Source organism: Streptomyces sp. NPDC001514, from assembly GCF_053597075.1.
In genome coordinates this window covers 191622-213314 of sequence record NZ_JBSFHO010000006.1, presented here as the reverse complement: position 1 = coordinate 213314, position 21693 = coordinate 191622, and the positions used below count along the sequence as shown (strand labels likewise).

14 protein-coding genes are annotated in these 21693 nt (G+C 71.8%); 11 read left to right on the top strand and 3 right to left on the bottom strand.

Going from position 1 to position 21693, the window contains the following annotated elements:
• Window positions 1-10 precede the first annotated feature (10 nt).
• The 3 genes from ACWCXB_RS09880 (at window position 11) to ACWCXB_RS09870 (ending at window position 3014) form a co-directional block, all read left to right on the top strand.
• On the top strand, window positions 11-1612 hold the full coding sequence (locus tag ACWCXB_RS09880) for an FAD-binding oxidoreductase (RefSeq protein WP_450720923.1): 1602 nt from the start codon (window positions 11-13) through the stop codon (window positions 1610-1612).
• A gap of 31 nt (window positions 1613-1643) precedes the next feature.
• The gene (locus ACWCXB_RS09875; RefSeq protein ID WP_450720921.1) at window positions 1644-2525 is read left to right on the top strand and encodes a diacylglycerol/lipid kinase family protein; all 882 of its coding nucleotides are present in this window, start codon (window positions 1644-1646) and stop codon (window positions 2523-2525) included.
• 81 nt (window positions 2526-2606) lie between these two features.
• A complete protein-coding gene (locus ACWCXB_RS09870) occupies window positions 2607-3014 on the top strand; it encodes a VOC family protein (protein ID WP_450720919.1) in 408 nt (135 codons plus the stop codon).
• A gap of 100 nt (window positions 3015-3114) precedes the next feature.
• Here ACWCXB_RS09870 and ACWCXB_RS09865 read toward each other — a convergent pair whose 3' ends face one another.
• Genes ACWCXB_RS09865 through ACWCXB_RS09855 form a run of 3 tightly spaced genes read right to left on the bottom strand, consistent with a single transcriptional unit; the run spans window position 3115 to window position 6189 of the window.
• On the bottom strand, window positions 3115-4101 hold the full coding sequence (locus ACWCXB_RS09865; protein WP_450720917.1) for an aldo/keto reductase: 987 nt from the start codon (window positions 4099-4101) through the stop codon (window positions 3115-3117).
• Window positions 4102-4147: 46 nt separating this feature from the next.
• Window positions 4148-4921, bottom strand: a complete 774-nt coding sequence (locus tag ACWCXB_RS09860) for a thioesterase II family protein (RefSeq protein WP_450720915.1) — start codon at window positions 4919-4921, stop codon at window positions 4148-4150.
• Window positions 4922-4929: 8 nt separating this feature from the next.
• Window positions 4930-6189, bottom strand: coding sequence for a cytochrome P450 (locus ACWCXB_RS09855; RefSeq protein WP_450720955.1), 1260 nt, complete (start codon window positions 6187-6189; stop codon window positions 4930-4932).
• Window positions 6190-6626: 437 nt separating this feature from the next.
• Here ACWCXB_RS09855 and ACWCXB_RS09850 point away from each other — a divergent pair, with 437 nt between their 5' ends.
• The 8 genes from ACWCXB_RS09850 to ACWCXB_RS09815 are packed head-to-tail and all read left to right on the top strand — an operon-like array spanning window position 6627 to window position 21692.
• On the top strand, window positions 6627-8324 hold the full coding sequence (locus ACWCXB_RS09850; RefSeq protein WP_450720913.1) for a condensation domain-containing protein: 1698 nt from the start codon (window positions 6627-6629) through the stop codon (window positions 8322-8324).
• The gene (locus ACWCXB_RS09845) at window positions 8324-11839 is read left to right on the top strand and encodes a non-ribosomal peptide synthetase (RefSeq protein WP_450720911.1); all 3516 of its coding nucleotides are present in this window, start codon (window positions 8324-8326) and stop codon (window positions 11837-11839) included. Before ACWCXB_RS09850 ends, ACWCXB_RS09845 begins: the two co-directional genes overlap by 1 nt.
• Complete coding sequence (locus ACWCXB_RS09840; protein ID WP_450720909.1) at window positions 11836-13065, top strand: cytochrome P450; 1230 nt, start codon at window positions 11836-11838, stop codon at window positions 13063-13065. Before ACWCXB_RS09845 ends, ACWCXB_RS09840 begins: the two co-directional genes overlap by 4 nt.
• A gap of 1 nt (window position 13066) precedes the next feature.
• Window positions 13067-17422 carry a beta-ketoacyl synthase N-terminal-like domain-containing protein gene (locus ACWCXB_RS09835; protein WP_450720907.1) on the top strand — a complete coding sequence of 1452 codons (4356 nt, stop codon included), beginning with the start codon at window positions 13067-13069 and terminating at the stop codon, window positions 17420-17422.
• Window positions 17423-17424: 2 nt separating this feature from the next.
• Window positions 17425-18798 carry an MFS transporter gene (locus ACWCXB_RS09830; RefSeq protein ID WP_450720905.1) on the top strand — a complete coding sequence of 458 codons (1374 nt, stop codon included), beginning with the start codon at window positions 17425-17427 and terminating at the stop codon, window positions 18796-18798.
• A complete protein-coding gene (locus tag ACWCXB_RS09825; protein WP_450720903.1) occupies window positions 18795-20075 on the top strand; it encodes a cytochrome P450 family protein in 1281 nt (426 codons plus the stop codon). Before ACWCXB_RS09830 ends, ACWCXB_RS09825 begins: the two co-directional genes overlap by 4 nt.
• 1 nt (window position 20076) lies before the next feature.
• Window positions 20077-20853, top strand: coding sequence for a thioesterase II family protein (locus tag ACWCXB_RS09820; RefSeq protein WP_450720901.1), 777 nt, complete (start codon window positions 20077-20079; stop codon window positions 20851-20853).
• 14 nt (window positions 20854-20867) lie between these two features.
• On the top strand, window positions 20868-21692 hold the full coding sequence (locus ACWCXB_RS09815) for an SDR family oxidoreductase (protein WP_450720899.1): 825 nt from the start codon (window positions 20868-20870) through the stop codon (window positions 21690-21692).
• Window position 21693: the final 1 nt, after the last annotated feature.

Genomic DNA, 21693 nt, shown 5'->3' with positions numbered 1-21693 from the left:
AACAACCCACGTGGACATGTTGTGGAGCGGCTGGGGCGACCCGGCCAAGGCGGCCCCGCTGCCCGACACGGTGATCGGTCTGCTGCGCGACCTGCTCGGCGTCACCCCGCTCGAGTCCGGTCCGGCGTCCCTCGACGGAATCGCCGTCCCCGACTCCCCGCTCAGCGACGAGACGTGGAAGGCCCTGGTGGACTGCGTCGGCGATCGCGAGCACGTACGCATCGACGCCGAGAGCCGCATCCGCCACACCCGCGGCAAGTCCACCCCCGATCTGCTGCGCATCCGCGCCGGAGAGGTCGACGACATCCCGGCGGCCGTGGTGCTCCCCGGCAGCCACGACGAGGTGCTCGCCGTCCTGCGGGCCTGTGCCGAACACGGCCTGGCCGCCGTGCCGTTCGGCGGCGGCACCTCTGTCGTCGGCGGCCTCGCCCCCGAGGCCCCCGAGGGCCGGCGCTTCATCGCCATGGACCTGCGCCGCCTCGACGGCCTGCTCGCCCTCGACGAGGTCTCCCGCACCGCCACCCTCCAGGTCGGACTGCGCGCGCCGCACGCCGAGGCGCTGCTCAACGAGCAGGGCTTCACCCTGGGCCACTTCCCGCAGTCGTACGAATGGGCCTCGATCGGCGGTTTCGCCGCGGCCCGCTCCAGCGGCCAGGCGTCGGCGGGCTACGGCCGCTTCGACGAGATGGTGCTCGGCCTGAGCGTCGCCACGCCCGAAGGCACCCTGGAGGTCGGCCGGGCGCCGCGTTCGGCGGCCGGTCCCGATCTGCGCCAGCTGATCCTCGGCTCCGAGGGCGCGCTCGGGGTGATCACCTCGGTGACCGTACGGATCCGGCCACTGCCCGAGACCCGGATCTACGAAGGCTGGCGTTTCGCCTCCTTCGAGGCGGGGGCAGCGGCGCTGCGCAAGCTCGCCCAGGACGGCCCACGGCCGACCGTGCTGCGGCTGTCGGACGAGACGGAGACGTTCATCGGTCTGGCCCAGCCGGACAGGATCGGCAGCGCGGACGCCCCCCAGTCGGCCGGATGCATGGCCATCGCCGGATACGAGGGCACGCCCGAGGACACCGCGGACCGGCGCGCCCGCGCCCGCGAAGTGCTGCTGGCGTGCGGCGGCGAGTACGTGGGTGAGGAGCCGGGCGAGCGCTGGGCCCACGGCCGCTACAACGCCCCGTATCTGCGGGACGCACTGCTGGATGCCGGCGCGTTTGCCGAGACCCTGGAGACCGCTGCCTTCTGGTCCGCCCTCCCGGGGCTGTACGACGCCGTGCGCCAGGCGCTGACCTCCACGTTGACGCAGGCGGGCACCCCGCCCCTGGTCATGTGCCACATCTCCCATGTGTACGAGAACGGCGCGTCGCTGTACTTCACGGTCGTCTCGGCGCAGGGCGAGGACCCGGTCGCCCACTGGGCGCCCGTGAAGCGGGCCGCCAATGACGCGATCCTGGCGGCCGGGGGGACCATCAGCCATCATCACGGCGTCGGGACCGACCACCGGGACTGGTACGTCCAGGAGATCGGCCCGGTCGGTGTCCGTATCCTGCAGGCCGTCAAGGCCGAAATCGATCCGGCCGGGATCCTCAACCCCGGCGTCCTCATCCCCGTCCGCTGAGCGGCCCCCCTGCCTTCCGGAGGCGCATTCCATGCGACAGTTCACCGCGGTCGTCAACCCCGCCGCAGGCGGATCCAGCGGTACGGCGGGCCTGCTTCCGCTGGCCCGTCTGCTGAGGGAGGCCGGGGCCCGGCTCGACACCCAGTACAGCCGCAGCCTGGAGCACGCGGGCCAGATCGCCCGGCAGGCCGGCGAACAGGGGCACGTCGTGCTCGCCGTCGGCGGCGACGGGATAGCCGGCTGCGTCGGCGGCGCGCTCAGCGGGACGGACGCCGTCCTCGGCCTCGTCCCGGCGGGCCGCGGCAACGACTTCGCCCGGGCGCTGGGGCTTCCCACCGACGCTCCGGCCCTGGCGGAGCTGCTGCTGAACGGCTCACCGCGGCCGGTCGACACCATCCAGGTCGAGTCCGCCGTCCACTCCGGGGTGTCCGTGCTGGGCAGTGTCTACGCGGGCGTCGACGCGGTGGCCAACCGGCACGCCAACACCTCCCGGCTGCTGCGCGGCGCCGCCTCGTACTACGCGGGCGGCCTGCGGGCCGTGGTGACCTGGCGCCCCGCGAACTACCGCATCACGATCGACGGGGTGCTGCACGAGCGGCGCGGATACACCGTGGTGGCGGCCAACTCCGGCTTCTACGGCTTCGGCCGCAACATCGCGCCTGGTGCCAGTCTCGACGACGGGCTGCTGGACGTCGTCGTCATCCAGCACGCGCCGAAGCGGCTGTTCTTCACGATGATGAACGAACTCAAGACGGGCGCGCACCTCAAGCGCCCGGAGGTGGAGATCCTGCACGGCAAGGAGATCCGCATCGAAGCCGACCGGCCCGTCCCCTACGGCGCGGACGGCGAGGTCGACGCCACGCTGCCGGTGACCGCGAGGGTGCAGCCCGGCGCGCTCAACGTGCTCTGCTGAAGGGACTGCTTCGTCCCCGAACGGCGCCGAACCTCCCGTACCGTTCGGGGACGTTGGCAGGATGACCCACGAGGAGATCGAGTGACTTCCATCGTCCGGCACATCACCTTCGACTGCGCCGCCCCGCACGAGCCGTACGAGCTGGCCGAGTTCTGGAGCCAGGTGCTCGGTCATCCGGTCCATCCACAGGACGAACCGGGCGACGACGAGGTGGCCCTGGAGGTGCCCGCCGGTCAGCCGACCCTGCTGTTCCTGCGGGTGCCCGAGAAGAAGACCCTCAAGAACCGGGTGCACCTCGATCTGCAGCCGGACCGGCCGCGGGACGAGGAAGTGGAGCGCGTGGCGGCGCTCGGCGCGACCGTCGTCGACGACCGACGCGGCCCGAACGGAAGGGGCTGGGTCGTCCTCGCGGATCCGGCCGGCAACGAGTTCTGCATCGAGGTCAGCGCGGCGGAACGCGCAGCGGCTGAGGCCGCGACGAACAGCTGATCATGCGCCGATGACCGGTTCCGGTACGTACCGGAGCCGGTCGTCGGCGTCTCGTCGTATCCCGTCGGCCTCTTCAGCCCGTTCGCGGGAGGCCCTCGGGTCAGGTCGCCGAGTCGAGCTTCGTCCGCTGCTCCGCGGTCAGTTCGAGATCGACCGCGGCGAGGCTCTCCTCCAGCTGCGCGACTGAGGAGGCGCCGACGAGCGGGAGGATCGGGATGTCGCCTCCCATCAGCCACGACAGGACCACCTGGTTGACGGTCGCGCCGGTCTCCTCGGCCACCTCGCGGACCGCCGCGAGGCGGGTGGCCGTGCCCGCGTGCTCGAAGCCGGGGCCCAGCGGCTTGTCGTCGCGGACGTACGCGCCGGAGAGCAGCGGGGAGTAGGCGACCTGGGTGAGCGAGGGAGTGGCCCGCACGTAGCTGAGCAGGTCCCCGCTGACCAGGCCCTGGTTGCCGTCGGGAGAGCGGAGGCTGGGGACGTCGGTGCGCTGGCGCAGGTAGCTGTGGTGGTGCTGCAGGACCTCGTAGCCGGGCAGGCCTGCCGCCGCTGCCAGGGTGCGGGCGCGCTCGATGCGCCACGCCCAGTGGTTGCTCGCGCCGAGCAGTCCTGCGATGCCGTCGTTCACGACGTCGCCGAAGGCTTCGACGGTCTCCTCCAGCGGGGTCTTCTCGTCCATGATGTGTGCGTAGAGAAGGTGGATCCGCTCGATCCCGAGTCGGTCGCGGCTGCGCTCCGCGGACTCGCGGATGGCTTTGGCCGAAAGTCCCTCCACGTCGAGGCTGAATCCATTCGTGGGGGTGTTCGGCCGGGCGCCGAGCTTGGTGGCGATCGTGATGTCGTCGCCGATGCCGCGGCTGCGGATCCAGCGGCCGAGGAGTTCCTCGCTTTCACCGCCCTGTGTGCCGTTGACCCAGAAGGCATAGTTGTTGGACGTGTCGATGAAGGTGCCGCCCGCCTCGACGAAGCGGTCGAGAATGGCGAAGGACGTCGCTTCGTCGGTCACCGTTCCGAAGAGCATCGAACCGAGGCTCAGGACACTCACCTCGCGGCGCGTGTTCGGGTCGCTGCCAATGACGCGATATTTCATGGGAGTCCTCTTCAGGGGGTGGCAACTGTGCGGGAAAGCGGAATAGTTACGTCTGCGTGAACATTACTCGGTCGCCGGCAAGGGATGTGGTGATGTTCTCCACGATGGCGCCGAGATGCGGAACGAGGAAGAAGTGTCCCCCGCTGAAGACCCGTAAACGGAATCGGTCCGTGGTGTGGTTGGCCCATGCCTCGGCCTGGGCGGTGTCCACCCGTGGGTCGGTGTCCCCGATGAACGCGGTGATGGGGCAGTCGAGACGAGGGGCTCCCTGGTAGCGGTACGTCTCGGTGGCGACGTAGTCGCTGCGTACGGACGGAAGGACGGCGGCCAGCAGCTCCGGGTTGTCGAGCATGCGTGAGTCCGTGCCGCCGAGCAGCTTCATGTCGGCGATGAGTTCCTCGTCGGTGGCGAGGTGCACCGAGCCGGGAGCGGGGATGCAGGGCGCGCGGCGGCCGGAGACGAACAGGGCCGACGGTTCGGATCCGTTCGTGCGCAGTCGGCAGGCCACTTCGAAGGCCAGGGACGCGCCCATGCTGTGTCCGAAGAAGGCGCAGGGCCGGCGGATCCGGTCGGCGAGCTCGGCGGCGATGGCGTCGGCCAGCTCGGTCATGCTCTCGATGCAGGGTTCGTTGAAGCGCTCCTGGCGGCCGGGGTACTGGACGGCCTGCATCTCGACCCGGGGCGCGAGGCGGGCCGAGAAGGGGAAGTAGTACGAGGCGTTGCCGCCGGCGTGCGGGAAGCAGAAGAGCTGCGGGGCGTCCGGGGCCGCGGGGTGGAAGCGGCGCAGCCACGGTGTGTCGGGTGGTGGGGTCGCGGGCATCGGGTGCGTCACCGGGGCCGTCGGGTGTCGGATGCGGTGCGGGGCCGGGCGGTGATGGGGACGTGCTTGTAGCCGGAGACGAAGTTGGAACGCAGGCGTTCGGGTTTGCCGGCCGGCTGGAAGTCCTCGAAGCGGGTGAGGAGTTCCTCGAAGAGGATCCGCAGCGTGACGCGGGCGACGCTGTGTCCGATGCAGTAGTGGGGGCCGATGCCGAACGCCACGTGCTTGTTGGGCTTGCGGCGGATGTCGAAGGTTTCGGCGTCGGGGAAGACGGCCTCGTCGCGGTTGGCGGAGCCGAGCCAGACCACCACCGCGTCGCCCGCGGGTACGAGGGTGGCGCGGACCTCGACGTCGCGTGTGGCGTATCGCAGGAAGTGGTTGACCGGGGAGGCCCAGCGGAGTGCTTCCTCGACGGCCGTGACGTTGACGTCCGGGTTGGCCGCCCAGTCCTGCAGTATTCCGGCGTCGATGAATTCGGCCATGACGTAGTTGGGCGAGTGCGGGGTGGTGACGTTCGCGCCGAGCAGGAGGCTGTAGCAGTTCGCCACGATCTCGCCGGGGTCCATGTGGCGGCCCTCGAACTCGGTGGAGATCAGGACGCTCAGCAGGTCGTCGCCGAGGTTGTCGCGGCGGAAGCGGACCAGGTCCTGGAAGTAGGCGAACAGCTCGCGGTGGGCCCTCTCCAGGGTCGCGGCCTTGCCGCCCGGGTCCTGGTACTCCGGGTCGTCGGCGGCGATGCAGATCGTGGTGAGGCGGCTGAGCCAGGGCCAGTCGTTCCGGGGCAGGCCCATCATCGTTCCGGTGACCGACATCGGCATCGCCAGCATCGCCTCGGCGAAGTCGAAGCTTCCGCCGTCGCCGAGCGGCCTGATCAGGTCCAGGATCAGGGGCCGGATCATGTCCTTCTGCCGCTCGACGGCCTTGACGGCGAGGGCTTTCTTGAGGCGGGTCTGCATCTCGGTGTGACGGGGCGGGTCGGTGACGGCCAGTTGCTTGCCGCCGGCCGGGTCGTCGGTGCCCAGCAGGTCGAGCATGGTGCCGCGTTCCGAGGTGAAGGTCGCGGTGTCGCGCAGTACGCGTTCGGCGTCGTCGAATCCGACGATGTTCCAGAACCCGCGTGTGTCGTCGACCTCCTGACGGGTGAGCGAGTCCAGGTCCCGCATCCGCCGCCACACGGCGTGCGCGTCGCCCTCGCTGTAGAGCAGGGGGTCGACGAGGTCGGTCGCTCCGGGATGTACGGGGCATCGGGAAATCGCGGCGTCGTGCACCGTCAAGGCCGTGGTCCTTTCGTCCGAGTGGTGGTGCCCACCCTCGTGAATTCGGTCGCAGACGTGCCGCAGGACAACGTACAGGACGGTTGTCGGAACGGGAATCAACTACTTTTCCGGCCTGATGAATCCGAGCGCGCGCAAAGATTTGGACATCGATTTTCGGCCGACGGCAGGCTTTGAGCCACGTGGCCGAAATAGGTAATTGGCAGATCCGGGCTGTGTGTTTACCCCGGACAAGATCACCCTTGACACGCCGAACGACGGCGACCTAGCCTCATCCAGCCGTTGGCCGGAGACGACGTCCGGCCGCAAAACGCTCTTCATCTTCTCTTTGCACTGGCGCGAAGTATTCGCAGCAATCGGCTTTTGATTTTCATGGCTCCATCGTCCAAGTGAGTCTTCGGGGGGATTCTCTCTTGCTGTCCGATTCATCAGTGGAAGAGCCTCTTTGGTACCCGGCAACCCGGATGCAGCAAGGGCTGTGGGTGCTGGATCACGATGAACTCCTGAGACCGACCCAACTCGTCCCGTCGGTCGTCGAGTTCACCGGCCCGGTGGATCACGCGCTGCTCGTGGCCGCGATCCGGCGGACGCTCGGCAGGCACCCGTCGCTGCGGGCCCGCTTCCGGCTCGACGCGGTGCACCGCCGGGTCGAGTACAGCACCCACGGGGAGCCGGCCGATGCCGGGTTCCTCGACGCGGCGGCCGAAGGCTGGACCGAGGACGAGGTCGACCGGCTCGTACAGGCCCTGTGCTGCACACCGTTCGACCTGGCCGGCGAGGCGCCCGTACGGGCCGAGGTCATCCGGATCGGTGCCGAGCGCACGCTCCTTGTCCTCACCGCGCATCACATCGTCGTCGACGGCCTGTCGCGCACGATGCTGCTGGAGGAGATCTGCGCCGTCTACCGTGCCGCCCTGGCCGGTGTGGAACCGGAGCTGAGCAATCCGCCGCACCCCGCATCGGTCGTCGCCTCCCGCTCCGAGGAGGAGATGGCCGCGCAGGTCGAGGAGGTCGTCGCGCGGCTGCGCGGCGCCCCCACCGACGTACAGCTCCCGTTCGAGCGCACCCGGCGCGGCGAACACGGCCCGCACTCCCAACAGGCCCAGGAGGAAAGGTCACTTCTCGGGGCCACCGCCGCCACCCTGGTCGACGCCGAGACGACGGCCAAGGCTCAGGCGGTGGCGGCCGAGGAAGGCTGCACCACCTTCATGCTGGGCGTGGCGCTGCTGGCCGGGGCGCTGGCCCGCGGCAGCACCCAGCGGGACTTCCTCATCGCCTTCGCCTGGCCCGGCCGCGACCACCCCGATGCCGGCGACGTCATCGGCATGTTCATCACCACGGTGGTGCTGCGCGTCTCGCTCGAGCCCGGCACCACCTGGCGCGAACTGCTGCGCGGCGCCCGGATCGGCAGCATGGAGGCGTTCATGGACAGCGACGTACCGCTGGACGCCGTCGCGGCCGAGCTCAATCCCGACCGCAACGCGCTGTGGCCGCCCCTGACGCCCGTGCTCATCAACCTGGACGACGCGCCGCGCGCCCCCGAGCTCGCCCCCGGTGTCACGGGACGGCTCCGGCCGCTAGACCCCCTCTACATCAAGTACGACCTCGCCATGTTCGTCCGCGTCGACGACGACGGCGACGGCGACGGCGACGGGCCGCAGCTGGAACTTTCCCTGGACCACCCGGTGGACGTCACCGACCACGCCGACGTCTCCGCCTTCCTGACGGATCTGCGGCGCTGCGCCGCGGACCTTGCCACTTCTCCGGAGGAACCCGTGCTCGAACAGTCCGTCTCCGCGATCAACCTGGACGACCCCGCCGAGCGGCTCGAACTCGTACGGTCCATCTGGCGCGAGGTCCTGGCGACCGATGAGGTCGACGACGATGTCAGCTTCTTCGAGTCGGGCGGCGACTCCCTGCTGCTGGTGATGCTCGTGGAGCGGCTGAGCCAGGCGTCGGGGCGGGCACTGCGGACCATCGACCTTTTCCGTTCGGCGACGGTGAGCGGCCAGGCCGAACTCCTCGCGGGCCCCGCCGAGGAGCCGGGCTCCGCAGCCCCCGCCACCGGCCGCGCCGGCATGCTCGACGCTGCCCGCAACCGTCGGCGCGCCGGGGAAGAGGCCGTCTGATGAGGCGCCGGCAACTGGCGGTCTCCGTCCTGGGAGAGGGCACGGATCCCGAGACCTTCGCCACGGAGAGCTTTCTCGCGCTCGGTGGTGACTCGCTGCGTGCCATGCGCCTCGCCGCTCTGGTCCAGGAGCAGCTCGGACTCCGCATCGCCATCAAGGACCTGCTGGGCGGCGAGCCGCTCGACGATGTGCTCGCCGGGGCGCGGGCAGAGGAGGCCGCTCCTGCCGCAACTGACGGTAACTCGGCGGGAGACGGGGCGGACGGGACCGTGGACGCCCTCTCGCCGGCCCAGCGCGGCATGTGGCTCATCGAGCGCGTGGCGGGCGGCTCCCCCTACAACCTGGTGTTCAGCTGCTTCGCCGAGGGCGGTGAGCTGGACCGCGGGATCCTCGCCAAGGCGCTGGCCGAGACCGTGGCGCGTCACGAGGGGCTGCGCACCGTCTTCCGGGAGACCGACGACGACGTCGTCCGTGAGGTCCTGCCGGCGTACGCGGCGGAGGTCACCGCAATCACGTACGACGGACCCGCCGACGGGTTCGAGGAGTACGTGCGCCGCGAGGGAACCGAACAGGGGCGCAAGCCCTTCGATCTGTCTGCGGCACCCGCCTACCGCTTCCTGCACTTCTCGCACCCGCAGGGCCGCCACGCGGTCGTCCTCGCCGCCCACCACATGCTGCTCGACGGCTGGGCCGTCGGCCTGCTCCTCCAGGAGCTGTTCACCCGATACGGGGCCCTCGTCGACGGCGGATCCGAGCCCGGCTTCGGCCCCGCCGTCCCGCTGCGGGCGCTGACCCGCCACCAGGACTCCCGCCGTGCGCTCGGCGCCTGGGACAGCCAGACCGAGTTCTGGAGGAAGCAGCTCGACGGTGTCCCCTCGGTGCTCGAACTGCCCGCGGACCGGCAGCGCCCGGCGATCCAGGACGCGGCCGGTGACCGTACCGTGCTGGACCTGGGCGCCGAGGCCACCACGGCGGTGGCCGAACGGGCCCGCGAGCTGGGCGTCACGCCGTACGCCTTCCTGCTCGGCGCCTTCGGCCTCGCGCTGAGCCGGTGGACGGGCACGCGGCGGCTGCTCGTCGGCGTACCGTTGCTCGGGCGCGGAACGTCCGAGCTGGAACGCCTGGTCGCCGTCTCCGGCAATCTGGTGCCGGTACGCATCGATGTCGACGACGACGCGAGCGCCGACGACTACCTCCGATCCGTGCACGCCTCCCTGGCCCTGAGCATCGACGCCGGCGATCTGCCCTTCGAGGAGCTGGTCGCCCGTCTCAGGGTGGAGCGCAGCCTCGGCTGCCATCCGCTCGTCCAGGTCTGCTTCGGCATGCACGACCAGCTCGTGCCGCAGCGCCTGGCCGCCGGGGACACGACGCTGCGGGTCGAGGAAGGCCACGGCGGCGGCGCGCAGTTCGACCTCACGATGCTCGTCGGGCACGCCGAACCCTCGTTCGCGGGCCACGTGGAGTACGCGACGAGTGTGTGGACGCAGGAGGAAGCCCGGGCGTTCATCGCCGGATTCCGCGCCGCCGTCGAGCAGTTGGCGTCCGGGACGACCGGTCTGCTGGAGGATGTGCGCTGCATGTCCGCAGAGGGCCGGGCGCGCCTCGACGAGATCAACGACACGGTCCGGGACTTCCCGGAGACGTCCCTCGAGGCCCTGTTCCGGGCCGCGGCCGCGCGTACGCCGGACGCCGTCGCCGTACGCGACGAGACCTCCGAACTGACCTACGCGCAGCTGGCCGCGGCCGCCGCCGCGCAGGCGCGGCTGCTGCGCGAGGCCGGGGTCGGGCCGGGTGACCGGGTGCTGGTCGGACTGGACCGCTCGGTCGCCGAGGCCGTCGCCGTCCTCGGTGTGCAGTGGGCGGGTGCCGGGTACGTCGGCATCGACCTGAGCCAGCCGGACACCCACCTGGCGAGGATCGTGGCGCGGGCCGAGCCGACCGCGGCGCTGGCCGGCCCGGTCTCCGGGGCCGCCGCGACGCGGGTCGCGGAGCTGGGCGTCGGCGCGGTGGCGACCTGGGAGCCGTCGTGGCCGGCCGGAACCGACGAGATCGATGCTCCCGTCGCCCCGGAGGATCCCGCGCGACTGGCCTACGTGGCCTTCACCTCGGGCTCGACCGGCGAGCCCAAGGGCGTGTGCGTTCCGCACCGGGCCGTGATCCGCCTGGTGCACGACGCGGGTCACGACGCCGGTTACGTACGGCTCGGCCCGGGCGAGCGGATGCTGCGCCTCTCCCCACTGGCCTTCGACGCCTCGACGCTGGAACTGTGGGGCGCACTGCTGACCGGAGCGACCCTGGAGGTGCATCCGGCCGGACCGGCATCGCCGACCGAGCTCGGCGCATTCCTGCGGGAGCGCCGGATCACCGTCGCCTGGCTCACCGCGGGCCTGTTCCGGCTGGTCGAGGAGTTCGCCCCCGACTCGCTGGGCGGAATGCGCCAGTTGCTGACGGGCGGCGACGTCGTGCCGCACGAACACGCGGCGCGCGCCCTGGCCCGCCACCCGGGGCTCGTCATCACCAACGGCTACGGGCCGACGGAGAACACCACCTTCACCACCACCCACTCGGTGACGCGGCCCGAGGACGTCGACGGACCGCTGCCGATCGGCCGGCCCGTGCCGGGAACCCGGGTCTACGTGCTCGACGCGCGCCGCAGGCTCGTCCCGCCGGGCGCGGTCGGCGAGCTGTACACGGGCGGTGCGGGCCTGGCGGACGGCTATCTCGGCGACAAGCATGAGACGGCACGCTCGTTCGGAGCCTTCTCCCCCGACGTGCCCACACGGCTCTACCGCACGGGCGACGTCGTACGGATCGACCGCGACGGCCGGCTGCGCTTCCTCGGCCGTGCCGACGACCAGGTCAAACTCCGGGGCTACCGGGTCGAACTGAGCGCGATCAGCGATGTGCTGACCGGCCATCCGGAGGTACAGGACGCCGTCGTGACGGTGACGGACGGCGACAGCGCCGAGAAGCGGCTGGTCGCGGCGGTGGTCCTGGCCGCCGGTGCACAGGTCGACGCCGTCGGACTGCGCGCCCTTCTCCAGGAGCGGCTCCCGGCCTACATGGTGCCCACCTTGTGGGCCGTCGTGGACCGGCTGCCGGTGACGGCGAACGGCAAGGTCGACCGGCGCGCCCTCGCCGCGCGTGCCGTGCCGGCCGCCCAGGCCGCCCGGGCGGCAGCTGCCGGATCCGCGGGTGCGGGGGCAGCAGCCCCGGCCCCGGCCCCGGCGCAGGACGTGCAGAAGACCGCGCAGGAGACCGCGCAGGAGACCGTTCGTGACCTGACCGAGCAGATCGTGGAGCTCTTCACCGCGGTGATCGAGGGCGGTGAACCTGAAGCCGGGGTCGCGTCCGACACCGACTTCTTCATGGTGGGCGGCAACTCACTCGGCGCGGTACGGCTCATGCGCAAGGTCAAGGAGCGGCTGGGAGTGACCGTGCGGCTGCGCGACTTCCTGCTCTCCCCGACCCCGGACGGTCTGCGGGCACTCGTCGAGAAGGCCTCCGGCCGGTGAACCGCACCCCGGCGCCCGCCCTGTCGCCGTCGCCACTGTCCCTCCCGGACGGTGTGCACGCTCCCGAATGGGACGAGGGACTGGACTGCTGGGTCGTCGCGGATCCGCGGCTGGCCCGGCAGGTCCTCAACCACCCCGGCTTCGCCTCCGGGACCTTCGAGCGCTCCTTCCAGCTGTACATGACGGAGGGGGCGCGTGAGGAGTACCGCGAACTCACCGAGTTCCTGCGGCTGTGGTTCGTCCAGGCCGACGCCCCCGAACACACGGCGCTTCGGCGCCCCGTGCAGCGGGTGATGTCCGCCTCGTACGTCCGCTCCCTCGCCCCGCGCATCGAGGAGATCGTCGACGAGTGCCTCGACGACCTCGCCGCGGCCAGGCCGCACGACGTGGTGCCGGCGGTCGCGGACGGGATCTCCGGCAAGGTCATGGCCCACGTGGTCGGCGTCGACGAGCAGCCGGCGGTGCTGCACCGCTGGTCGCGGACGCTGTCCCTGTTCATCGGCGCGATGTACCGGCAGGACTACGCCAGGGACGCGCACCGGGCCATGACGGAGATGACGCAGGCCCTCTCCCGGGCCTCCGCCCCCGCGGCCTTCCCGCGCGACACACCGCAGGACCGGGCGCGCACGAACGCGACCTGGGCGATGAACCTCTTCGGCGGGCTGGAGACGACGGCGTCGCTGCTGGGCTCGACCGTGCTGACCGCGCTGGGCGACCAGGCCGTGTGGGACGCGATCCGGGAGGAGCGTCCTGGCGCGGTGGAGGCGCTCGTGGAGACCGTGCTCGTACGGCGGCCGCCGCTGCGGCATCTCGGGCGCGTCGTCGCGTACGACCAGGAGGTGGCCGGAGCGCAGCTGAAGGAGGGCGACCTCGTGCTCGTCAGCCTCACGGGCGAAGGGCTGCTCGCCGACGCGGACCGGCCCGGTGAGCCGGCGGCCGCCGGTGGCTGTCCGGTGACCAGGGCCGACACTGCAGGACGTGTCGTGGCCGGACGGTCGGAGCAGCATCTGGTCTTCGGCCACGGGCCGCACTACTGCGTCGGCGCGCCGCTCGCCCGGCTGGAAGCTGCCCTACTGCTGCGCCGATTCGCGCAGCGGTTCCCGAACGCCCGGCTCGCCCCCGACGCAGCGGTGTGGGGACCCAACCTCTCGTACGTCGGCCTCGACCATCTGTACGTCGACCTGGGGGCCAAAGACACCGTGTCGTCCCTGACCGGAGGGGTGTGACGTGTCGGTGGACAACGCTGTGGCCGTGGTGGGCATGGCCTGCCGGCTGCCGGGCGCCGAGGACGTCGGCCGGTACTGGGACGCGCTCGTGGGCGGCGTGGACGGGATCAGCCGCTTCACGCCGCAGGAGCTGCTGGCGCAGGGCGTTGACCCGGACTACGTGGGGCGGGAGAACTTCGTTCCCGCCATGGGGGTCATCGCGGGCTCCCGGCGGTTCGACCGGGCCTTCTTCCGCTACAGCCGGGCGGAGGCCGCGGCGATGGACCCGCAGCAGCGCGTGTTCCTCGAGTGCGCGTCGACGGCCGTCGACGACGCGGGCATCGATCCGACCCGGTTCCCCGGCCGGGTCGGGGTGTACGCGGGTGCCGACCGGGTCGGCTTCCGCAGCGACGACGAGCTCGGCGAACTCGCCCGCTACATCGGCCAGGAGAAGGACTTCCTCGCCACCCGCGTGGCCTACAAGCTGGGTCTGCGAGGGCCCGCGCTCACCGTCCAGACGGCCTGTTCGACATCGCTGACCGCCGTCCATCTCGCGGTGCGCGCCCTCGTCGGGGGCGAGTGCGACGCGGCCCTGGCCGGCGGTGTCACCGTGATGCCCGGGGGAGAGTGGGGCTACCTCTTCGAGCCGGGCGGCATCCTGTCCCCCGACGGGCACTGCCGGCCCTTCGACGAGCACGCGGCGGGCACCGTACCCAGCGAAGGCGTCGCCGTGGTGGTGCTCAAGCGGCTCGCGGACGCGCTGCACGACGGCGACCGGATCGCCGCGGTGATCACGGGCACGGCGGTCAACAACGACGGCTCGGACAAGATGGCCTACACCGCGCCGTCCATCGCCGGCCAGAGCGAGGTGATCCGCGCCGCCCAGCGGATCGCCGGTGTCGACCCGGCGGACATCGACTACGTCGAGGCGCACGGCACGGCCACCCGGCTCGGCGACCCGGTCGAGGTGCAGGCCCTGACCGACGCCTTCGGGGGCGTCGGGGGCGCCTCCGCCGCGACCGGGCGGTGCCTGCTCGGCGCCGTCAAGGGGAACATCGGGCACACCGGAGTCGTGTCCGGCGTCGCCGGACTGATCAAGACCGCGCTGATGATGGAGCGCGGACAGATCGTGCCCACCGCCCACTTCACCGGCCCCAACCCGCTGCTCGACCTGGAGAGTTCACCCTTCCGCATCGCCGCGTCGGTCGAGCCGTGGCCCGATCGGGGAACCCGGCTGGCAGCGGTCAGCTCCTTCGGCGTGGGCGGCACCAACGCCCACGTCCTGCTCCAGGGCGCGCCCAGCCGGGCGCCGCGGGTGGCGCGACCAGGGCCGCGTCCGCTGACGCTGTCGGCGGCCACGCCGGAAGCACTGGGGCGGCTGGCCGCGGCGATCGCGGACCGCCTGGAGCCGGCCGCTACGGACGAAGACGCCCCGGCGCTTGCCGAGGTGGCCCGCACGCTGGCCGAGCGACGCGTGCACCGGCACCGCAGGGCGCTCGTGGCCGCGGACACGTCGGAGGCCGTGCGGCTCCTGCGCGGCGTGTCGGCCACGGCGGGATCGGCGGAAGCGGCGCGGGTAGGCGCGCCGACGGTTCGGGGTGCGACGGCGGTGCAAGGCTGGCCAGCGGCGTGGGATGCGACGGCGACGCAAGGCACACCCTCAGCGCAGCACGCGCAGGCGATGCCCGGCGCGTCGGAGGGCGCGTCGGAGGGCGCGCCACAGGCGGCGCAGGCGCCACAGCCAGCGCAGGCCCACAGCCAGAACGCGCACAATGCCCAGGACACGTCGGATACGCGGACGTCGACCGGCCAGGACGCGACACACAACGCGCCCCAGCCGGTGCAGACACAAAACCAGAACACGCAGCCTACGCAGGCGCCGGACGGCCCGCCGGCGGCGCGGGATGCGACGGCGACGCAGGCCCACAGCCAGAACGCCCACAATGCGCACAATACGCCGGAAACGCGGACGTCGACCGGCCAGGACGCGACACACAACGCGCCCCAGCCGGTGCAGACACAAAACCAGAACACGCAGGCTGCGCAGGCGCCGGACGGACCGGGCGCGGGCGCAGACGCGCGCGCAGTCGCGACCGCGGGCGCGCGGCCGAAGAAGCTCGGCAAGGTCGCCTTTCTCTTCCCCGGGCAGGGCACCCTGCGGCACGGCGCGGGCGCCGCGGCGTACCAACTGCTGCCCGCCTTCCGGGCGGCGTTCGACGAGATACGCAAGGCCGTGCGCGACGCGCACGACATCGAACTGTCCCCCGTGGTCACCGACGCGCCGGCTCCACCGGAGGACTGGTTCGCCGACACGGTGCACCAGCAGCTGGGGCTGTTCGCCCTCGGCTACGCCTTCGGGCGCCAGTTGGAGGCATGGAACGTCCGTCCCGCCGCGATGCTCGGGAACAGCGTCGGCGAGTACGTGGCCGCCACCCTCGCCGGGGTCTGGGCCCCGGAAGCCGCCGCCGACCTGGTGTGCCGGCGCGCCCGCGCGATGTGGGACACCGAACCCGGCCGGATGGTGAGCATCGGCGCCTCCGCCGAGGAGGTGGCATCCCGGCTGCCCGTGGACTGCAAGGTCACCATCGCCGTCGAGGGCGCCGGCTCGGTCGTCCTGTCCGGCCCCGAGGCCGCCGTGACGGACCTGCTCGCGGGCGAAGCCCTCGCAGGCATCCCCACCACCCTGATCCACACCCGCCGCGCCTTCCACTCGAAGGCCATGGAACCGGCCGCCGAGGCGGTGCGGGCGACCATTTCGTCGATGCCCGCCCGCCCGCCTCGGCAGCCGCTCGTCTCCAACACGACCGGGGACTGGGCCGATCCGCAGGAGGTGGCAGGACCCGACTACTGGGCCGCGCAGCTGCGCCGGCCGGTCCTCCTCGCTGCGGCGATGAGCACCCTGCTCGACTCGGGCTGCACGACGTACATCGAGCTGGGACCCGGCAGTTCGATGATCGGCGGCCTGCGCCGCAGCGCCGGCTGGGACATCGCGTACACCGCGGTCCGGCTGACGTCCCGGCCCGAGGACCCGGCCGATGCCGGGCTGCTGGCGGCGCTGGCCACCTTGTGGGAGCGCGGCGTCGACCGCGCGCTCGACGACGTGCTCGGCACGCTGCACGGAGCCCCCGACGAGCGGCCGCTGCGCTGCTCCCTCCCGGGCCACCCGTTCCTCGGCGAGGACCCGGAGGCCGGGCACGAGCCCGGCCCGGCCCGTAGGCCGGAACCCCGCGTACCGGCGGTGTCCGCACCTGAATCCCGTACGCCCGCACGTACGTCCCGTACCCCCGCACCGTCCCGCGAGGCGGCGGCTGTACGCGGCGACGGGGTGCGGCCCGTGCTGGAGGAGTTGTGGTGCCGCACCCTCGGTGTCCCGGTGGCGCTGGACGACGACAACTTCTTCGCGCTGGGCGGTGAGTCGCTCATGGCCGTCTCGTTGACGACGCGGGTCCGGGAGCGTACGGGGTGCGTGCTGTCCGTCACGGACTTCTCGCGGGCGCCCTCGTTCGGCGAGCTGGTCGAAGCGGTCGAGCGGCAGCTGCCCGCGCCGTCGGACGGGTCGGAACCGTCGAACGGTTCGCACCCGGCGAACCCTCAGGGGCCGTTCGGCGGCGGCGCGATGTCCGCGGTCCCGGGCGTCGCCACCCTCAGCGAAGGCGGTTCGGACCGGCCGCTGTTCCTGGTCTCCGATGCGACCGGGAACGCACTCGCCTACCGGACCCTGGCCGATCTGCTGGGACTCGCAGGAGACCGGCCGGTTCTCGGCCTGGAGGACACCGGGCACCCGCGCTCACACTCGCGGCCGCGCACCATCGAGGCCATCGCGGCCGACCATGTCACCGCGCTGCTCCGTGCCCAGCCCGAGGGCCCTTACACGATCGGCGGGTGGTCCTTCGGCGCCGTCGTCGCCCACGAGATGGTGCGCCGGCTCTCGCGGCGCGGCGAGCGGGTGGACCTGCTCGTATGCCTGGACGGCTTCGTCCCGGACACGGGGGGACTTCCGATGGCCTGCGCCCCCGCGTTCCTGCGCGCCAGTGTGCGGGCCCAGGCCGAGGCGGCGCTCGGGGTCGGCCCGCTCGCCCGGCAGGTCCGGCGCAGCCCGGCGCTGCGGAGGCAGTTCATCGCCAACCAGGCGACCCTGCTGCGCTATCGGCCGCGGCCCGTTCCCTGCCCTGCGGTGCTGTTCAAGGCGTCGAGCGGGCGGGCGGAGGCCGGCCGGCTGCGCGAGCGGCTGTCCGGCCTGTACTGGGGCGGGATCCGGGTCGAGCCGGTCGGCGGCGACCACTGGTCCATGCTCACGCGCCCGTACGCCGGAGATCTGGCGTTGAAGCTGCTCGACGTACTTCCGGCCGACTCCACGGCCGGGCAGGGAGAGGAATGACGATGGCTGACAAGCCGCCGGGCACGGACACCGCACCCGGACCGGGACCGGTGACGACGGCGACTGCGACGGCGACACCTGCGGACGCGGCCGGGGACCCCGGCACCGCCGCCGCCGTGGAGAAGCCGCTGCTGCGCAACTGGAACTTCCAGGCGCTGTGGACCAGTGAGGCGTTCGCGGCGATCGCCAAGGAGACCGCGGAGGTCGCCTATCCCCTGCTGATCCTGGCCACCACCGGCTCCGCCTTCTACGCCGGCGCAGTCGGTTCGGCGCAACTGGTCACGGCGAGTCTGCTGTCGATCCCCGGCGGCACCCTCGCCGACCGGGTCGACCGGCGGATGCTGCTCATCGTCTGCAACGTGGTCCGCGTCGTCCTGCTCGGGCTGTTCTCGCTCCTCATCTTCACGGAGAACGTCAACGCGTTCGTCATCTTCGGCATCGCGATCGGTTCGGCGGTGTGCCTGGGCATCTCCAACCCGACGGGCCTCGCGGTCATCAAGCAGCTGGTGCCACCGTCGCAGCTCACACAGGCAACGGCGCAGAACCAGGTGCGGTACTTCGCGGCGACCATGGGCGGCCCGCCCGTCGGCGGCGCGCTGTTCGCGGTCGCCCGTGCGTTCCCGTTCCTGAGCTCGGCGATCGGATTCCTGATCTCGACGGTCCTGCTGCTGTTCATCCGCAAGCCCCTCAAGGTGGAGAACGCGGCACCGGGAGAGAAGCGGAATGCGGCGGAGGGATTCCGCTTCCTCGCCCGGCAGCCGGTGCTGCGGCTCCTGATCATCTGGATCATGGGGTCGAACATGGCGTTCACCCACTCCGGGGTCTTCCTCGCGCTGATCGCCACCGCCGAGAGCCGGGGCGCCTCCTCGACGTTCATCGGCATGCTGCTGTCGATCGCCGGTGTCGGCGGACTCGTCGGCTCGCTGCTGGCGGGCCCGGTCATCAAGCGGGTGAGCCCTCCGGTGCTCTTCCTGACGGCCGCCTGGATCGGACCGGTCGCCGCCGTCCTGCTGGCGAACGTCTCGGGCCTCGTCCCCCTGGGCATCATCGTCGCCTGCGTGTTCCTGCGCGGGCCGATCACCAGCGCGCTGTTCCTCGCCTATCTGGCCGCCATGGCCCCGGACAAGGTGCAGGGCCGCGTACTCGGCGCGGTGATGTTCATGTCCATGATCGCCGCCCCGGTCGGTGTGTTCGCGATCGGCGCCATCTTCGACCTCGCCGGGCCCACGTGGGTGTTCACCGCGATGGCCATCGCCTCGGGCGTGGCCGCGCTGCCCACTCTCAGCCCCCTCATCCGCAAGCTCGCCCCGCCGGAGGAGTACGCCGACACCACGGCGGCCCCCGCCACGGACCAGACCGACAAGGAGACGCGATGACCGCCGAGACATCGGGCGCTCAGGTCACGACCGGCGCCGACCGGCTGCCGCCGGAGTTCTTCACCGCTCCCGAGGCGGGCGCCACACACGCCGCGAACGCGAAGCTGCGGGCGTCCGGCTGCCCGGTCCATGCCATCAACTACCCGCCGGGCGGGGACGCGTACGTCGTCGCCGACTACGAGACCGCGCTCAAGGGGTTCAGCGACCCCCGCCTGTCCAAGCAGGTCGAGAACGCGCCGGCCTGGTTCCGGGCCCTCCTCGAGGACAGCAGCCCGGTCCTCATACGCAACATGATCACCGCGGATCCGCCGGAGCACACCCGGCTGCGCAGGCTGGTCAGCCGGGCGTTCGTCCCGCGCCGTATGGCGCTGCTGCGGCCGCGCATCCAGGAGATCACCGACGAACTCATCGACGCCTTCCCCGAGTCGGGCGAGGTCGACCTGATGGAGTTCGCGTTCACCCTGCCGATGCGCGTCATCTGCGAGTTCCTCGGGGTCCCGATCGAGGACCGGCCCGACCTGCATGCCTGGGGCCACTGGCTCAGCGGCGCCCCGTTCGCGGACGAGGAGTCGAACCGCAAGCTGAAGGTCGCGAGCGACAGCATCGAACGCTATCTCGTCGGCCTGCTCGACCGGCGCCGCGCCGAGGGCCTCGGCGACGACCTGGTCAGCATCCTGCTACGGGCCGCCGACGAGGAGGACGTCTTCACCAACGACGAGCTCGTCTCCACCCTGGTCCTGCTGATCATCGCGGGACACAAGACCACGGCGAACCTCATCGGCAACGGGATGCAGGCCCTGTTCGCCCACCCCGACCAGCTCGAACTGCTGCGCTCGAGGCCGGAGCTGGCCGAGTCGGCCGTCGAGGAGTTCCTGCGCTTCGAGCCGCCGGTCTACCGCGGGACGCTCCGGGTCGCCACCGAGGACATGGAGCTGGCGGGCTGCCCCATTCCCCGGGAGGGGTTCGTGCACATCCTGATGGACTCGGCCAATCGCGACCCGGAGGCCTTCGAGGACCCCGACCGGCTCGACATCACCCGCACCGGCAACCGGCATCTCGCCTTCGGCCAGGGCGCGCACTTCTGCGTGGGCGCCCCGCTGTCCCGCGTCGAGGGGCAGGTGGCCTTCCCCACCCTGCTGCGCAGGCTGCCAGGCCTGGCCCTGACGGTCCCGCACGACGAGCTCGAGTGGGTTTTCGACAACTCCACCAGCCGCGGCCTGAAGAAGCTGCCGGTGCGCTACGACGCCCGGCTGGCGGCCGACGGAGGGGAGCACTGAGATGACCACCCCTCTCACCCTGGTCTGCCTTCCCTTCGCGGGCGCGGGCGCCTCCTTCTTCCGTCCGTGGCAGCGGATCGCCGGCGACGCGCTGACCGTCCTGCCGCTCCAGCTCCCGGGCCGGGAGCGGCGGATCGACGAGGATCCGTACCGCGACGCGCACCTCGCCGTCGACGGCCTGCTGGCCGATCTCCGCGAGGTGCTCGGTGATTCCGCGGAGCCGCACCGGGTCGCCCTGTTCGGCCACAGCCTCGGCGCCGTACTCGCCTACGAGCTGGCGCACCGCCTGGTCGCCGAGCCGGAGACCGGGCTGGGCATCGGGCCAGGCATCGGGCCAGGCATCGAGCCGGGCATCGGGCCGGGCATCGAGCTGGTCCGGCTCTTCGTCAGCGGTTCCCCGCAGCCCGCCGAGCAGCGGGCGCGCCGCGCCACCGGCCTGCCGGACGACGCATTCCTCGCGCGCGTCAACGAGTTCGCGGGCTACACGCACGAGGCGCTCGAGGACCCCGAGATGCGTGAGCTCATCCTCCCGACGCTGCGGGCGGACGTCGAGATGCACGAGACCTATGTGCCGGGCACGGACCTGCCGCTGCCCGCTCCTCTCACCTCGCTGCGCGGCGCCGACGACCTGCTCGTCACCCGCGACGAGGCCGCCGCCTGGTCGAAGGTCGCCGGGGCGGGCTTCCGGTCCGTCGAACTGCCCGGCGGCCACATGTATCTCACCGAGTCCGCCCAGGCGCTGCTGGAGGTCATCTCCGGTGACCTGCATGCCCGTTGAGGAGTGAGCACGTCATGCGTCTGAACGGAAAGGCCGTCGTCGTCACGGGGGCGGCCCGCGGCCTCGGCCGCGCCATCGCGGTGGCGTGCGCCGGCGAGGGCGCCGACCTGGCGCTGCTCGATCTCTGCGGCGACCTGCCCGGTGTGCCGTATCCGCTCGGTACGGCAGGCCAGTTGGAGCACACCGCGACGCTCTGCCGCAAGGCGGGTGCCGCGGTGCTGACGGCCGCCTGTGACGTACGGGATCTGCGTTCGGTCGAGTCGGCGATCGCGCTCGCCGAGGACCGGTTCGGCCGGATCGACGCCGTCGTCAACAACGCGGGAATCGCGGCCCCTTCGGGAAAGCCGGCGCACGAGATCGGCGAGGACGAGTGGTCGCTGATGATCGACGTCGACCTGTCCGGTGCCTGGCGGGTGATCCGTACGGTCGGGAAGGCGATGAGCGCCCGCCGTTCGGGCAGCATCGTCAACGTCGCCTCCACCGCGGGGCTGGTCGGATACCGGCACTTCGCCGGTTACGTCGCGGCCAAGCACGGCCTGGTCGGGCTGACGAAGGCGGCCGCACTCGACTACGCCCCCACCAAGGTCCGGGTCAACGCCGTCTGCCCCGGGTCGGTACGCGACGACTCGACGGCGGAGGGCCGGATGCTCGCCGAGATCGCCCGGGCCCTCGACGTACCGGTGAGCGAGCACGAGCAGACGTTCGTCGAGGCGCAGCCGATGAACGCGCTGATCGAGCCGGAGGACGTCGCCTCCGCCGTGGTGTACCTGGTCTCGGACGAGTCCCGGCAGGTCACCGGCTCGGTGTTGACCGTCGACGGCGGATTCACCGCCCGCTGAG

What these genes read in the sequence shown, in the direction of transcription:
- ACWCXB_RS09875 (WP_450720921.1), top strand. Translation starts at nt 1,644, where the DNA reads ATGCGACAGTTCACCGCGGTCGTCAACCCCGCCGCAGGCGGATCCAGC.
- ACWCXB_RS09865 (WP_450720917.1), bottom strand. Translation starts at nt 4,101, where the DNA reads ATGAAATATCGCGTCATTGGCAGCGACCCGAACACGCGCCGCGAGGTG.
- ACWCXB_RS09860 (WP_450720915.1), bottom strand. Translation starts at nt 4,921, where the DNA reads ATGCCCGCGACCCCACCACCCGACACACCGTGGCTGCGCCGCTTCCAC.
- ACWCXB_RS09845 (WP_450720911.1), top strand. Translation starts at nt 8,324, where the DNA reads ATGAGGCGCCGGCAACTGGCGGTCTCCGTCCTGGGAGAGGGCACGGAT.
- ACWCXB_RS09830 (WP_450720905.1), top strand. Translation starts at nt 17,425, where the DNA reads ATGGCTGACAAGCCGCCGGGCACGGACACCGCACCCGGACCGGGACCG.
- ACWCXB_RS09825 (WP_450720903.1), top strand. Translation starts at nt 18,795, where the DNA reads ATGACCGCCGAGACATCGGGCGCTCAGGTCACGACCGGCGCCGACCGG.
- ACWCXB_RS09820 (WP_450720901.1), top strand. Translation starts at nt 20,077, where the DNA reads ATGACCACCCCTCTCACCCTGGTCTGCCTTCCCTTCGCGGGCGCGGGC.
- ACWCXB_RS09815 (WP_450720899.1), top strand. Translation starts at nt 20,868, where the DNA reads ATGCGTCTGAACGGAAAGGCCGTCGTCGTCACGGGGGCGGCCCGCGGC.